At 40.4% G+C, this 13546-nt stretch carries 19 protein-coding genes; all 19 read left to right on the top strand.

From position 1 onward, the window contains the following. Position 1 precedes the first annotated feature (1 nt). The 19 genes from V1225_RS01710 (at position 2) to V1225_RS01620 (ending at position 13507) form a co-directional block, all read left to right on the top strand. Complete coding sequence (locus V1225_RS01710) at positions 2-301, top strand: DUF551 domain-containing protein (protein ID WP_338547404.1); 300 nt, start codon at positions 2-4, stop codon at positions 299-301. Positions 302-427: 126 nt separating this feature from the next. Further along, complete coding sequence (locus V1225_RS01705) at positions 428-637, top strand: hypothetical protein (protein ID WP_338547402.1); 210 nt, start codon at positions 428-430, stop codon at positions 635-637. Beyond that, a complete protein-coding gene (locus tag V1225_RS01700; protein ID WP_338547400.1) occupies positions 634-945 on the top strand; it encodes a stage V sporulation protein S in 312 nt (103 codons plus the stop codon). The genes V1225_RS01705 and V1225_RS01700 overlap by 4 nt, the downstream gene beginning before the upstream one ends. Next, on the top strand, positions 932-1147 hold the full coding sequence (locus V1225_RS01695; protein ID WP_338547398.1) for a PC4/YdbC family ssDNA-binding protein: 216 nt from the start codon (positions 932-934) through the stop codon (positions 1145-1147). The genes V1225_RS01700 and V1225_RS01695 overlap by 14 nt, the downstream gene beginning before the upstream one ends. A 161-nt stretch (positions 1148-1308) precedes the next feature. Then, positions 1309-2079 (top strand): hypothetical protein, encoded by a 771-nt coding sequence (locus V1225_RS01690; protein WP_338547396.1) that lies wholly within the window; start codon positions 1309-1311, stop codon positions 2077-2079. Between the two features lie 89 nt (positions 2080-2168). After that, positions 2169-2603: a hypothetical protein gene (locus tag V1225_RS01685; RefSeq protein WP_338547394.1), complete on the top strand. Its 435-nt coding sequence runs from the start codon at positions 2169-2171 to the stop codon at positions 2601-2603. 147 nt (positions 2604-2750) lie between these two features. Next, on the top strand, positions 2751-3140 hold the full coding sequence (locus V1225_RS01680; protein WP_338547392.1) for an HNH endonuclease: 390 nt from the start codon (positions 2751-2753) through the stop codon (positions 3138-3140). 230 nt (positions 3141-3370) lie between these two features. Next, a complete protein-coding gene (locus V1225_RS01675; RefSeq protein WP_338547391.1) occupies positions 3371-4420 on the top strand; it encodes a hypothetical protein in 1050 nt (349 codons plus the stop codon). Between the two features lie 18 nt (positions 4421-4438). Beyond that, positions 4439-5032: a hypothetical protein gene (locus tag V1225_RS01670; RefSeq protein WP_338547389.1), complete on the top strand. Its 594-nt coding sequence runs from the start codon at positions 4439-4441 to the stop codon at positions 5030-5032. Between the two features lie 20 nt (positions 5033-5052). Continuing rightward, entirely contained in the window at positions 5053-5448 is a 396-nt protein-coding gene (locus V1225_RS01665; RefSeq protein WP_338547387.1) for a hypothetical protein, read from the top strand. After that, complete coding sequence (locus V1225_RS01660; RefSeq protein ID WP_338547386.1) at positions 5445-6782, top strand: hypothetical protein; 1338 nt, start codon at positions 5445-5447, stop codon at positions 6780-6782. Before V1225_RS01665 ends, V1225_RS01660 begins: the two co-directional genes overlap by 4 nt. 14 nt (positions 6783-6796) lie before the next feature. Then, entirely contained in the window at positions 6797-7114 is a 318-nt protein-coding gene (locus V1225_RS01655) for a hypothetical protein (RefSeq protein ID WP_338547384.1), read from the top strand. Then, on the top strand, positions 7104-7535 hold the full coding sequence (locus tag V1225_RS01650) for a hypothetical protein (protein WP_338547383.1): 432 nt from the start codon (positions 7104-7106) through the stop codon (positions 7533-7535). The genes V1225_RS01655 and V1225_RS01650 overlap by 11 nt, the downstream gene beginning before the upstream one ends. Before the next feature lie 12 nt (positions 7536-7547). Beyond that, positions 7548-7958: a hypothetical protein gene (locus tag V1225_RS01645; RefSeq protein ID WP_338547381.1), complete on the top strand. Its 411-nt coding sequence runs from the start codon at positions 7548-7550 to the stop codon at positions 7956-7958. A 14-nt stretch (positions 7959-7972) separates the two neighbouring features. Further along, positions 7973-8455, top strand: a complete 483-nt coding sequence (locus V1225_RS01640; protein WP_338547380.1) for a phage terminase small subunit P27 family — start codon at positions 7973-7975, stop codon at positions 8453-8455. After that, the gene (locus V1225_RS01635) at positions 8448-10223 is read left to right on the top strand and encodes a terminase TerL endonuclease subunit (protein WP_338547377.1); all 1776 of its coding nucleotides are present in this window, start codon (positions 8448-8450) and stop codon (positions 10221-10223) included. Before V1225_RS01640 ends, V1225_RS01635 begins: the two co-directional genes overlap by 8 nt. Then, entirely contained in the window at positions 10220-11485 is a 1266-nt protein-coding gene (locus tag V1225_RS01630; protein WP_338547375.1) for a phage portal protein, read from the top strand. The genes V1225_RS01635 and V1225_RS01630 overlap by 4 nt, the downstream gene beginning before the upstream one ends. Then, entirely contained in the window at positions 11478-12305 is an 828-nt protein-coding gene (locus tag V1225_RS01625; protein WP_338547374.1) for a hypothetical protein, read from the top strand. The genes V1225_RS01630 and V1225_RS01625 overlap by 8 nt, the downstream gene beginning before the upstream one ends. Next, on the top strand, positions 12305-13507 hold the full coding sequence (locus V1225_RS01620; protein WP_338547372.1) for a phage major capsid protein: 1203 nt from the start codon (positions 12305-12307) through the stop codon (positions 13505-13507). Before V1225_RS01625 ends, V1225_RS01620 begins: the two co-directional genes overlap by 1 nt. Positions 13508-13546 lie beyond the last annotated feature (39 nt).

The following is a 13546-nucleotide window of genomic DNA, read 5'->3' as shown; positions in this document are numbered from 1 at the left end:
GATGAGACTAATAGATGCGGACGAACTGAGAAATCGGCTATTTAGCAATCCATACGCAGATGTGCATGATTTTATTGACATGATTCACGATATACCGACAGAAAATGCATGGATACCATGCAGTGAGAGACTGCCAGAAATAGCTGGCAGATATCTTATAAGTAGAACGGATTATGATGGCGTTAATGATAAGTGCGTAAGCCTGGTGGAAATTATGACATTTGATCCAAACGATGAATGTTCCAAAGAATTTTTTGTAATGGAAACGGACGCATGGCAGCCACTGCCTGAACCGCAATAGGAGAAGCAGAATTTCAGCATGAAAGAAGAGGTTTTCACCAGGGATATCAGTACGCATTGGAAATGCTTGGAATTTCAAAAGAATTATAAAAGACATTGATACACAGGAATTGAAAGGAGAAGGAAAATGAAGAACTATGAACTGATGGAAAAGTTATCAAGTATGCCAGCTGGAGCCGAAATTAAAGTAAGTGCAATAATGACAATGGAAGAATTTGAAAACGGCGACATCATACAAGAAGATGAAGAAGGCGCACTTTATAGTCTGATAAGAGAAGTCGAAGGCGTTGAAAATGCCGGAGATAGAATTTACATGAACACGAGAGAGAAAAAATGAAAGGAAAAGAAAAAATGAAAGTCAAAGGAAACACAGATGTAAAGAAGTTAGCAGGAGCTATTGCAGGTTTTATAAGAGAGGAAGGAAAGGCGGAATTACAGGCTATTGGTGCGGCAGCAGTAAACCAAGCAGTTAAAGCAGTGATCACCGCAAGAGGTTATTTAATTTCAGAGGGAATCAATGTTGCGATAGTTCCATCGTTTCATGTTATGACGATGGAGGGACAAGAAACCACAATGATTCATATGGATGTTGTAACAAATCGTGAAGGAATTAAGAAGGAGAACGACGAAGATGGGAATTGTTAATTTTGAAATCGTTGAATTGATTGCCAAAATTGGGGAAGTCGGAAAATGGAACCTTGAATTAAACCGCGTAAGCTGGAATGGCAAATCGCCAAAGTATGACCTCAGAGCATGGTCGGAAGACCATAGCAAATGCGGCAAAGGCGTAACGCTGACAAAGGAAGAAGCAAGAGCGCTAAAATTTGCACTCGAAGGGATTGTATAAATTCCTACATATATATAAGAAGAAACAAGCCTGGGACAAGCCCTAAAAGCAGTCCCAGGCATACCTATAGGACAATAATGGAAAGAAGATGAGCTCGTGTGTAGAGCATATCGACCTTGTAATGGATAGTAACAACTGAGGCGTTAAATAAGGAGAAGAAAATGCTCAGACAGAAAGTGTATGAAACCGGAAGCTTTTGTGAGATAGAAATTTTCAGAGTTTCAGATAGATGTAAGAAGTTCAAAAGGAAAACAAAGATTCAGGAAAGCACTCCTGCACAGAAAAAGTTGAATGATAAAAAGTCTCAGAGAAATTTTGTCAGAAAGGTGCACCTAAATTTTACGCAAGAAGATTTATATATAGATTTGACCTACGACAAGGAAAATATACCAACAACCAGAGAAGAGGTCATGAAAGATATTAAAAATTATGTGAGCAGACTAAAACGGGCGAGAAAAAGATTAGGCATTACCGAGCCTTTGAAATACATTTACGTTATATCCAACATGGACAACAACGGAAACAAGGTCAGATACCATGTACATATGATTATAAACAGCATGGACCGTGATGTTGCAGAGCAGATTTGGGGAAAAGGAAGAGCAAATACTGACCGTCTCCAGTACAACGAATACGGAGTAGAAGGTAAGAGCCTTTACATGGCAAGACAGGCTGGCGGCGAAAGAGCCTGGGGCGGATCCACGAACCTGAAAAAAGTTGAAGCTGTCGTTAAAGATAACCGGCGCGAACTGACGAAGAAAAAGTTAGAGGATATGGAACGCTGCCCGGAGGATAGAATGATTTTCGAGAAACTATATCCGGGCTGGGTTTTTACAGAGTGCATCATCGAAAGAGAAAATGAAGAGGGAGCAGGTCAGCTGCGGTTTCTCATCAAGATGCGAAAATACAAGGATAGTTTTAAAACCTCGTAATACGGGGTTAATTGTGGTACATTGATGAAGAGGAGAAATCCATTGAAAAGGAAATCTTTGAGTTGAATGAAAAATTATGCGGAGGAATCATGACAGAAAAAGAAAAACAAATGATTAAGGAAAAAAAGCGATTCTTAAAACGCTATAGAAAAAATCAAGCCTGTATTGAGCGACTCGAAGAAAAACTATTGACCTTAGACGAGAGTATCAAAACTGTTAAGCCTCCATCGCTATCAGGAATGCCGCGTGGTGGAATCCCTACTAGTATAAGTGATTTGATATCAGACAAAGAAGAACTTAGTGGGAGGATCTTGCGAATGAAAGAGAAAGGTCGCGCTCTAAAAAGTGAAATATTAGTCGATATTGATGCCCTCGGAGATTCCCGATATTGTATGGTATTAGAATCTTATTTTATCGACGGGCTGTCCCTTGAAGAGATAGCGGAGCTCGAAGGATATACAACACGGCATACATACAGACTTTACTCCGAGGCTGTCCGCATATTAGCACTCCGAGGACAGTAAATAGTCATGTTACTGTCATTGTAGTGTAAGCTAAAATAATCTAAAATGATATTGTGCTTTTTTATAACATTAAAGCCTCCTGTTCGGTGAGGGGTGATATACACTTGGTATATTGCCTCTCTTTTCATATTCGGGGGATATGAGACTATGATATTGAAATCTTGTGGGCGCTGCGGCAATCTCATGCCTTATGGTGCGACATATTGCAGTCTGTGTAAACCATTGGTAGAAGCAGAAATTGAATTACGAAAACAAACTGCGCAGAAAGAAAGTAATCGTAGATATAATCGCAAGCGTAATCCGAAGTATTTAATCTTTTATAACTCCATCGAATGGCGAACGCTATCAGCGAAGTACTTACAAGATCAAGGCTATCGATGTGAAGTATGCGGAGCCATTGCAACCCAAGTACATCATATGACGCCGATTCAAACGGATGAAGGTTGGGAACATCGGTTAGAGTATGACAAGTTAAAGGCGTTGTGCGTACGGTGCCATAATGAAACACATGATAGGTTTCAAAGAAAAAAGAAATAAAATCTCCTGGTTGTCATGAGGCTAAATTTAAGCTGTAGGCGACTTTTTATTATGATTGACTCCTGACTTGAAAAGGAAAATATCGTTTGAGTATGCTGACGGTAGAAGCTACAGGGGTGGTTCAAATTCTACAAAATTATCGGGGGATAACGATACAGGGGGACTGTTTTGTAGCAAAAACTCCCCACGCAAATTTTTTTACCTTAAATTAGAAATTGAGGAGGTCTATAATGGCAAATATTAAAGTCGTTGGAGACAGATGTATCATTGATGATCCATTATACCAATGGGACAGTAATCAAATATTGACGATTTACGGATTATCGCTGCCGTCGATTCCTGAGATTCATTTTGCTAATGTAGCAATGGAATGTGCTATTGTTAGACAAGCCGAAATGAACGATGCGGGAATCATTAGCGTGCAAGTTCCAAATTCGATGTTGCAGCAACCTTATCTAATTTCGGTTTATGTTTGCAAATATGACGGAGATACTTTCGAGTCGTTGTATCAGATGGATATTCCTATTAAAAAAAGAAAAAAACCAGCTGATTATAGCTTTGTTGATGATAGTGATGAAATTTATTCTTACAATGCGCTTAACAATCGTCTGACTAATGTTCTGGCTACCTGTTTAGCTCGTTATGATGAAATAAATACCAAGTATGAGCAAGTTAATGAAAAATACGTACAGGCTGTTGATAAGGTGCTTGAATCCGAAACAGCTTTGAGACAGGCGACGAAGGATTATACGTCTGCTAAAACTGTTTATGACAATGCTGCAGGAATTTTGGAGGATTGCCAAACAGCGACCGAAGAATGTAGGCAGATTGTGAAAGAAGCATCCGACGGACTGGGGAGTAAGGAAAATAAATCAATCTTTCGGCAAACAGTATTGCTTGCTTCAAATTGGGACCTGGTGGCCAAAACTTATAGTTTCGAAGAAATTTATCCTGCGGAATTGTACGACATTGAAGTTCAGCCGGATTATATTTGTACAGTAGACCAAGTAGAAGCTTGGTACGCAGCTATTTTGCTCGGCAGAATTGATGTGAATGTACTCACTGCTAAAGGTGACATTCCAGAACTAGACATACCGATTATACTTAAACTTACTCCTAAATCAAGTCATACTCCGGAGGTTAGAGAAGTTATGCTTCTCACCGGAGAAAAAGACACGGGGTGGTATGTTGAAATTGATGAGCAAAATAAAAATATTCAAAATATCGTCGATTCCAAAGAGGCGTTGACAGACGGAAAATACGCTCTAAAAATTTTATAATAAAAAGGAGAAGGAAATATGAAAGCATCAAATGCTATTTTAACAGGTTTAATTGATGGAGTTGTCCACGAATTATTACCTAAAACAACTGGTGGAAATGTTGTACTTGAAGATGGAAGTGCTTTGACGGAGAAATTAATCGAGGTAGTCATGACGCTGAACGAAAAAGCGAAGACTGCTGATGTTGAAACTTTAATCGAACAGGCGAAGACCGCTGTTAAAGACGAAATAATTGACGGTGCACCAGCGGCATACGACACGTTGAAGGAGATTGCTGATTATCTGGCGACTCATAAAGACGAATATACTGCGCTGCTTGCTACTATCGGAGGGAAAGCCGAAAAATCTGCTGTCGAAGCAATTAAAGCGACTGTTGACGGATTGGGCGCCCTTGCAGTAAAAGATAAAGTCGCAGAGGCAGATCTTGATACTGCCCTTGCCGCAAAGGTAAATGCAGCGGCACAGGGCAATCACAGCCATACCAATAAGACTGTGCTTGACGGCGTTACGGCAGAGAAAGTGACTGAATGGGAGGGTAAGAGTAAGGTTACCATCGGGAAAACGCAGCCGGGGGATATGCAACCAGGAGATCTGTTTATTCAGATTAGCTAATTGGAGGGAAGGAGAACACGATGGCGGTAGTAGAAGAAAACGGTCTCCTTACCGTAAAAAAAGACAATGGAGATACAGCATTAGTTTACCCTATTACTAAAGTCGGCAATATCGACGGCTTATCTGAGATATTAGATGATTATCAGTTAAAAGCTGAGGCAGCAGGGAAAAGTCAGCGAGTCGTGTCAACGCTAAAAGCTACGGACTGGAGTAACAATCAGTATGATTTTGAGCAAACTTATCCGAAAGACGCTTACGATTTATCCATTGAGCCGGACAGTTCGTGTTCTGTCGAACAACTTGACGCGTGGAGTGGCGCCCGGCTGGTTGGAAGTATTGAGTCTAATACGATAAAAGTGTATGGTGATGTGCCGACAGTGGATATTCCTATAATTTTGGAGGTGATAGCAAAGTGAGTATTAGTGTGAAGAATGCTGGCGGAGGGAGCAGTAGTAAGATAGAAAACGGAGTTGAGCATTTGTGTATGGTAAAACCTGATACGAGTGTTCCAAAAAATAGCTTCGTAGCCTATGAAATGGTAAAAACGAATCCCCAAATATCTCCATTTAAAATCTATCCTTGTATGGATAAAGCTGAATTGAGTGATGGAAAATTTCTTTTAATTTACATGTCTAGCACGACCAACAACAATAATAACACTCCAATATATGCAAGGATTCTCACGGAAACTAACTCAGGAGTACTTGCTGGTGAACAGACACTTATAGGCAATGCTAAAAATACAAGAATGATATCTGTGGACAAAATAGATAACAATAGAGCTATTGTGTCTTTTGGAAGCACGCTTAAATGCGTTATAGTTAGTGTAGATGGCGAGAATGTAATTTCTGTCGGAGAAATTGCATCTATAGATGCTACAAGTGATGCGGCGTATACGGGAATAATTTCAAGTATCGTTGTACGTGATTCTGCAACTGCGGTTATTGCATATTCTTATAGCTCATCAAATAAGCTTGCAATTGCAGTTGTAAAATTCAGCGATATGTCAATCATATCATCATTCCATGCAGTTGTTGTAGATACTGCGTATTATGCGGAGGCTATTGTAGCGTTTAAAGACGATGACACACTATTTGTAATAAGTGCAAATAACGCAAGCGTTAGTACACCATTTTTGGTTTGTATGCCAGTAGTTATTTCCAATAACTCAGTAAGTGTTGGCACAAAAGTGTTTTTATCAAGATATTCAGGTGCCAACTCTATAAACAGGTGTAAAATGCAAATTCACAAAACTTCAACATACTATGCACTTTTTTACCCTTATAAATATGATTCAACAGACATCCGTGTGGCTTTAATGACTTTGTTGATACAAGATGGTACTGTCAGTGCCGTACAATCAACTTATCTATTTTCTCAAGCTAGTAATTCGGCGCAAGGCTTTGATACAGATATTGAGTCAGAAGATAGACTGATAGTAGCTTGTAAACACCAAGACACAAATATTTTATCTATAGGGTACATTGACATATTAAATTCAGGTGGTATTGATATTCAACCCGATTGGGATAACTCTTTTGGAGCAGGAAACACCGGAGGAGTCGTACAAGCAGTTGCTCTAAAATTTAAACACTATGAAAAATTCTACTATACTGATGGAAATGTGATAACTAGAGAGTACACTAGATTAAATTCCGTACGAACTACTGAACCGGGTGAAAGTATCTATGGTGTTTCAACTCAAAGCGGCAATGGCAATCAGGTAATCAAAATCGTAACAAACGAATAACAGGAGGTATTAGAATGTACGTAATCACGTTAAAAGATAGTAATGAGCTCATAATGCACGGTGAGAAGTTGGACTACATGAGCAATGGATACCCAATATTAGTAAACGAAAACACAGCATTCCCGAACCATATGGTAGACGTTCATTCTATTGAAAATATGCCAGAGGACATAGAAGATGGAAAATGCTGCTATACACCAGAAAAAGGATTCTACGAAAATCCAAATTGGCGAGAGCCGAACAAATACGGTCTTGCGGATGAACAGATTGCAGAAATTGAACAGGGTTACAGAGATAGATTAGCGCAGGAGGTAGCAGGTAATGAGGCATAATGATTTAGTTGAATTTCTGAAAGTGACGACTCTGACTGCTGATGACCATGCGGCTATCAAAGTTGCGGAGTTTTATCCTGAGTGGGTCGAAAATGTGGAGGGGCAGTCTATATCGTATGGTATTGGGCAGAGAGTAAGGTTTAAATTCTCTGATGGCAAAGTAAAATTGTGTAAGTGTAAACAGGCACATTTGTCTACGAGCCTTACAAACCCTGAGTTATATCCTGCAGGCTGGGATGTAATCGATGTGGAACATGCGGGCACGATTGTCGATCCTATTCCATATGATCCGAATATGGTGGTTTTCGCCGAAAAGTATTACTTTTATGGCGAGATTCTATATAAATGTATTCGTGATAGTGGTCAACCGCTTTACGCAACACCGAGCGAACTACTGGGCAATTATTTTGAGCTAGTATAAAGGAGACTAAGTATGATTAAAGCGAATTTCCATGCGTACGGTTCTTATGTGACAGATAGTCTTTATCAGTGGGATCTCAATAGAACATTGGAAGTCGAGGGTTTAAACTTAACAACAGCGCCGGAAGTTCATTTTTCGAACGCGGATTTAGATAGGGCGATTGTAAGACAAGCATCCATTAGCAACCATGTTGTAACAGTAGCGATTCCTAATTCTCTGCTGCAATCGCCTCTGCCGATTCGAGCATATATCGGCTTGTATGATGGTGATACATTTAGAACGATTGAAACTGTTGAGATTCCTGTTATCACTAGACCGAAACCTTTCGATTATCAAATTGAGACGACCGATGAAGAAATTTACTCGTTTAGGCGGTTGGAAAATATGATATTGGAGTTACGACATGAGATTAGCTCTAAATAGAAGGAGGGATTTTCATGGCGGGAGCGAGACAACCTATTGAGGTGATTTTAGCGAATGGCAAGAAGCATTTAACTAAAGATGAAATTACTGCTAGGAAAAATACAGAAGTTAAGCCTATCATGGACGATATCGTCGCGCCGGATTATCTCACAAAAAAACAGAAAGAAGAATTTCGGAAACTATCAGAACAACTTATTAAGCTAAAGATAATGGGGGAAACTGATGTGGACGCATTGGCTCGTTATATTGTCGCCAACGGGTTTTATATCAATGCAGTTAAGCAGATGAGGAAACCAGAGAATAAAAACGACCCCTTTAGGCTTGAGAAGTGGGCGAAGATTCAGGAGCGGTATTTTAAGCAGGCGCGTTCGTCAGCGAATGATCTAGGGTTATCTATATCAAGCCGTTGTAGGCTGGTTGTTCCTGAAGCAGTACCATCTACAACGGTCGAAAACAAGTTCAAACGGTTTGAAAAAGGTGTTGATACCAATGAGTAATAGCTCGGCTCTTGTTTATGACCGTGCGACAGAGTATGCTAGCCGTGTTGTTAATGGCAAAGTTATCGCTGGGCAATTGCACATTTTGGCATGTCAACGCCATTTGGATGATCTAAAAAAACAACAGACTGATGACTTTCCTTATTATTACGATCCTGTTCGTGCTAATGAGGTCATTGACTATGCGGAAACATTAACTATCGGTGAGGGAGTTAAACCTAAACCGGTGAAACTATTGGACTCACAAGCGTTCGACTTAGGGTGTACGTTTGGGTGGTTTAAGGTTTCGAATAATACACGACGTTTCCGAAGACGGTATAAATCCGTAGCTCGTCAAAATGGTAAAACGTTTGAAAATGGTATTATGGGGACCTATATCGGCGCTTTTGGCGGCTACCATCTCGGCAAATTATTTACAGTTGCGACAAAAAAACGACAGGCGCGGCTAGCTTGGGAAGAGATGAGTAAGTTTATCACTGTTGACCCTGACCTCGGTGAATACTTCAGTATCAAAGATTACAAATCTGTAATTGAGGCTTTGCACACTGGCTGCACCATTGAAGCATTAAGTCGCGAAGCAGGACTCGATGATGGATTTAGAGCAATTTACGCTTCCATTGATGAAATTCATCAACATAAGGACAATAAAATTTACAAAGCGTTGTATAACGGTACTAGGGCGCTTGATGAAACGCTAATATCTATGATTACGACACGAGGTGATAATCTAAATTCTTTTTGTAAAGAGATAGACGATTATGCCGTTAAAGTTCTTCAAGGCTTAATATCTGCGGAGGACTTTTTTGTTGATATTTATAGCTTAAATGTAGGTGACGATATTTGGAATCCGGAAAATTGGATAAAGGCAAATCCGCTTATTGCCTCAGATCCTGAGAAATTTGAGGTATTGAAAACCGATGCGCAAACCGCAAAAGATATGGGAGGCTCGGAGTTAAGAGATTTTTTAACGAAATCTCTTAATATGTGGGTTCAAAATACCGATGATCAGTTTATACACGTAGAAAAATGGAAAAACTGTGGTGTTGAGTTAACCCTTGAAGATATGAGAGGTTGTTCTTGTTGGGTAGGCTTAGATTTATCCAGCGGTGGAGACTTAACGACTTATGCGTTAGAGTTCCCTGTCAATGTAGTTGTTGACGGGGGAACCCGTGAAAAATTTTATATTTATTCTCATTCATTCATGCCTCGCGGAAGATTGCAAGAGCATATTGAAACAGACTTAGCGCCATATGACGTTTGGGAATCTATGGAGCTGATTACAGTGACCGGCGGCGCTAGCGATTTTAAAAACGATTATAAATTTATTATCGCAGATCTTGAGCGAGTTCAGCGAGAATACGACCTTACTTTTTTAGGTATCGGTATTGACCCACATAATGCTGATGGTGTTTTGGCTGATTTGGAAGAGTTTGGATGTCCGGTGGTGATAATTGTACAGAGCTGTAAATCTCTCAACGATGCTACGGTTGACATGCAGTTGTTAGTTAGATCCGAGGATGTAATGTATCACGAGGGAAATGAGTTGCTGACCTGGTCGTTTATCAATGCTTCGACGGTGCGAAATTCATTTGGCGAAATCAAAATCGATAAAAAGCCGGGAGCGAGATATAAGAGAATTGATCCTGCCGATGCTTGTATCGATGCACACGCATGTATGCTAAAAAATCGCAACGTGGAGACAGTAGACATTGACACCGGACTGGCGGATTATCTTGCTGCTATAGGCTGGACTAAGGAGGGACAATGAAAATTACACAAAAGATTAAAACGATGATAAAATCGTTTTTTAAAAGCTCGCATAGAGAAACTATCGAGTTGGATAATCTTTACCGGTTCCTTGGTATTGAGCCGGACCGAGACGGTCAGGTGACCTCCGAGGCAACCTACTTTGCTTGCATGAAAGTACTCAGCGAGGCGATTGGTAAATTGCCATTAAAATTATTAAAATATAACGAAAAAAATGGCGTGGAGACAGCTCGAGCACACTCGCTTTATTATGCGCTGCACGATAGACCGAATCCTTATATGACCTCTTCGACTTTTTGGTCTACGGTTGAATATAATCGCAATCATTACGGCAATGCGTACGTATGGATTCATGGAGCTGGGAAAAATTTGAAACTATGGATTTTACCCAGTACTGACGTTGAACTTTGGTATGACGACGCAAAACTGCTTGCGGACCAGCCAGATTTGATTTATATCTACTCATCGGGCGGCAAACGGTATTGTTTTGGCTCCGAGGAAATTCTGCATTTTAAATCATCTAACACGCTTGAGGGCTTAGTAGGGGTATCAGTTCAGGATCAGTTAAAAAGGACGCTCGACGGCGCTGTCAAGAGTCAAAAAATGTTAAATCGCATGTACGATTCAGGATTTACCGCGAAAGCGGTTCTGAATTATACCGGCTCACTTAACGATTCAAACGTAAAAGAATTGGTTAAAATGACACAAGCTTATGCGTCAGGTGAGCTGTCTGATGATGGAATTAAAGATATTATCCCGATTCCATTAGGTTTTAGCTTTACGCCTATTAACGTAAAATTAGCTGATAATCAATTTATCGAAGTTAGACAGTACAGCGCACTGCAAATCGCTAGTGCTTTTGGAATTAAACCATATCAGATTGGCGATTATACAAAGTCCTCATATGCGTCTGCAGAGGCGCAGCAACTGAGTTTCTACGTTGATACGCTGCTTTATATTATCAAACAATATGAAGAGGAATTAAGCTATAAACTGCTATCGCGAGAGGAAATTGACGCAGGATACCATTTTAAATTTAATGTTGCTGTAATCTTGAGAGCTGATTTAGCAACACAGATAAAAACGTTATCGACAGGCGTTGGAAATTTCATTTATACCCCTAACGAAGCCCGCGCTTTATTGGATTTGGAAGCTAAGGAGGGTGGAGATAAATTATTGGGTAATGGTGCGAGCATTCCGGTCGAGTTGACCGGATCTCAATATATTAAAGATTCTAAGGAAGGAGGTAATAACGATGACTGATAAGTTGAATTTTGATTTTGATAATCAAGAAGCAGCTCCAGGGGTGATTTGCAAACTGGCATCAGTATCACCGCTTGAAGTTGGTGACTCCGATTTGAGGAAGATTAACAAGTACACGCTTAGCCCTATTAGTACAGACGATGTATTTGTGTTTAAAGCGACCATTGCTGACAATGAAAGTGATGACCGAAACGGTATGCCATTTAATCTCAAAGCTTTGCAGGATTTAAAAAAGCTGTACCCAGGGCGCACAATGCTAAAAGATCACAGTCGAAGAGCTGATAACCAAGTTGCGCGGGTTTTTGATACGGAGTTAATTCAAGATGCTAATAAGCTTACTGACTTCGGAGAGATACATACCGAGTTAATTGCTAAAATGTACATGGTTCGTACAGAATCCAATAAGGATTTAATTGCGGAAATCATTGGGGGCATCAAGAAAGAAGTCTCAACATCGACGGTCCCTAAGAAGATGATTTGTAACATCTGTGGGACTGACAATATGAAGGAATATTGCAGGCACTACCCTCGAAGGGTGTATGATGTCGTCGATAGTGAAACAGGTAAATCCATAAAAAAACGTTGTATGATGATTCTGCATGGAGCGAAAGAAGCTTACGAATTATCTTTTGTCGCCGTTCCGGCACAGCCACGTGCAGGAGCGCACAAAAACGAGGAGTTTGTTAAACCTGTGGGAGAGACGGCTGAATCTTTAGAATCAAAAAACGAAAAAGGCACTGACAAGCTGGATTCCCGACTTTTATCTTTAATGATTAAAAATGCGGAGTCCTTTTTTAATACAGAAAGCGAGGATATTTAATGAACAAGAGAATGAGAGAACTTTTGTCTAAAATCGACGAAAAAACAGCAATGGCGAAAGCGTTTTTAAACTCAGAAGATGAGAATAAGGACGTTGACAAAGCAGCTGCTCTGATGGATGAAATCGATGAGCTTAGAAAAGAATACGAAACAGAAAAAAGACTCTTTGAGGCTGGCAAACTTGCAGAGGGCGAAAACGCCAATGCACAAGTTGTTGATCCAATCGAAACGCCAAAGAACGAAGAGGGAGAACTTGGCGCAATTAAAAAATTCGGGCGAGATGCAAAGGAAGGATTTATGTTGAGTCGTAAAGACATGAACGAAACGACCCTTTCTGATGGCGGCTATGCCGTTCCGGAGGACATTGTTACCCAGATTCAAACATACAGAAATGCCAAAGCCTCTTTGCTGGATTTGGTGACAGTTGTTCCTGTCAAGACGAATAAAGGTCAGAGAACTTTCAAGAAGCGCGCTCAGCAGACTGGTTTCACGAAGGTCGGCGAGGGTGGCAAGATCGGCAAAAAAGAAACTCCAAAGTTCGAAAGGCTTCCGTATGAGATTGATAAATACGCCGGCTATTTTGCAGTAACCGATGAAGTGCTGGAAGACTCCGATGCAAATGTGGCGCAAGTACTGATTGAGTGGATTGGCGATGAGTCTAGGGTAACAGCAAATAAGCTGATTATGAATGAAATCAAAAGTAAAAAAGCTGAGAATCTCGAAAATATGGACGGCATCAAAAAAGCTATCAACGTAACTTTAGGTCAGGCATTCGCTGGCGGCATTACAATTGTGACGAATGACGACGGCTTGCAGTATCTCGATACTCTAAAGGATTCTATGGGACGTTATTTATTAGCGCCGATGCCGGGCGATACTGTGGCTATGTCTTTGCAGGTTGGTGCCCAGAGGATTCCGCTTAAAATTATCCCTAATGCTGATTTACCGACTGATAAGGAGAAAATTCCGTTTATTATTGGTGATCTTAAGGAAGGAATTGTTTACTGGGACCGTAAAAAAATGAATATCAAAATTTCCGACATTGCGGTAATCGGAGAACTTAATGCTTTCGAGGAAGACTTGACTCTGTATAGAGCTATTGAACGTGAAGATGTTACCGTTCGTGATGCTGACGCATTTATCAACGGTTATATCGTACCGACAGCAGAACCGGAACCAGTTACTCCACCGTCGGGGGAGTAAAAGAGGATATCGTAGCAGCTATATTAAGCAGATAAAGAG

This window comes from Emergencia sp. JLR.KK010 (assembly GCF_037018265.1).
Classification (GTDB): domain Bacteria; phylum Bacillota; class Clostridia; order Peptostreptococcales; family Anaerovoracaceae; genus Senimuribacter; species Senimuribacter intestinalis.
Note: the sequence above shows the minus strand (reverse complement) of the source record. Positions and strands in the feature narration are given on the sequence as shown.

Coding starts and splice junctions, on each gene's coding strand:
- V1225_RS01640 (WP_338547380.1), top strand. CDS start 7,973: ATGGCGGGAGCGAGACAACCTATTGAGGTGATTTTAGCGAATGGCAAG.
- V1225_RS01655 (WP_338547384.1), top strand. CDS start 6,797: ATGTACGTAATCACGTTAAAAGATAGTAATGAGCTCATAATGCACGGT.
- V1225_RS01635 (WP_338547377.1), top strand. CDS start 8,448: ATGAGTAATAGCTCGGCTCTTGTTTATGACCGTGCGACAGAGTATGCT.
- V1225_RS01710 (WP_338547404.1), top strand. CDS start 2: ATGAGACTAATAGATGCGGACGAACTGAGAAATCGGCTATTTAGCAAT.
- V1225_RS01695 (WP_338547398.1), top strand. CDS start 932: ATGGGAATTGTTAATTTTGAAATCGTTGAATTGATTGCCAAAATTGGG.
- V1225_RS01700 (WP_338547400.1), top strand. CDS start 634: ATGAAAGGAAAAGAAAAAATGAAAGTCAAAGGAAACACAGATGTAAAG.
- V1225_RS01625 (WP_338547374.1), top strand. CDS start 11,478: ATGACTGATAAGTTGAATTTTGATTTTGATAATCAAGAAGCAGCTCCA.
- V1225_RS01650 (WP_338547383.1), top strand. CDS start 7,104: ATGAGGCATAATGATTTAGTTGAATTTCTGAAAGTGACGACTCTGACT.
- V1225_RS01705 (WP_338547402.1), top strand. CDS start 428: ATGAAGAACTATGAACTGATGGAAAAGTTATCAAGTATGCCAGCTGGA.
- V1225_RS01665 (WP_338547387.1), top strand. CDS start 5,053: ATGGCGGTAGTAGAAGAAAACGGTCTCCTTACCGTAAAAAAAGACAAT.
- V1225_RS01675 (WP_338547391.1), top strand. CDS start 3,371: ATGGCAAATATTAAAGTCGTTGGAGACAGATGTATCATTGATGATCCA.
- V1225_RS01645 (WP_338547381.1), top strand. CDS start 7,548: ATGATTAAAGCGAATTTCCATGCGTACGGTTCTTATGTGACAGATAGT.
- V1225_RS01680 (WP_338547392.1), top strand. CDS start 2,751: ATGATATTGAAATCTTGTGGGCGCTGCGGCAATCTCATGCCTTATGGT.
- V1225_RS01670 (WP_338547389.1), top strand. CDS start 4,439: ATGAAAGCATCAAATGCTATTTTAACAGGTTTAATTGATGGAGTTGTC.
- V1225_RS01690 (WP_338547396.1), top strand. CDS start 1,309: ATGCTCAGACAGAAAGTGTATGAAACCGGAAGCTTTTGTGAGATAGAA.
- V1225_RS01685 (WP_338547394.1), top strand. CDS start 2,169: ATGACAGAAAAAGAAAAACAAATGATTAAGGAAAAAAAGCGATTCTTA.
- V1225_RS01630 (WP_338547375.1), top strand. CDS start 10,220: ATGAAAATTACACAAAAGATTAAAACGATGATAAAATCGTTTTTTAAA.
- V1225_RS01620 (WP_338547372.1), top strand. CDS start 12,305: ATGAACAAGAGAATGAGAGAACTTTTGTCTAAAATCGACGAAAAAACA.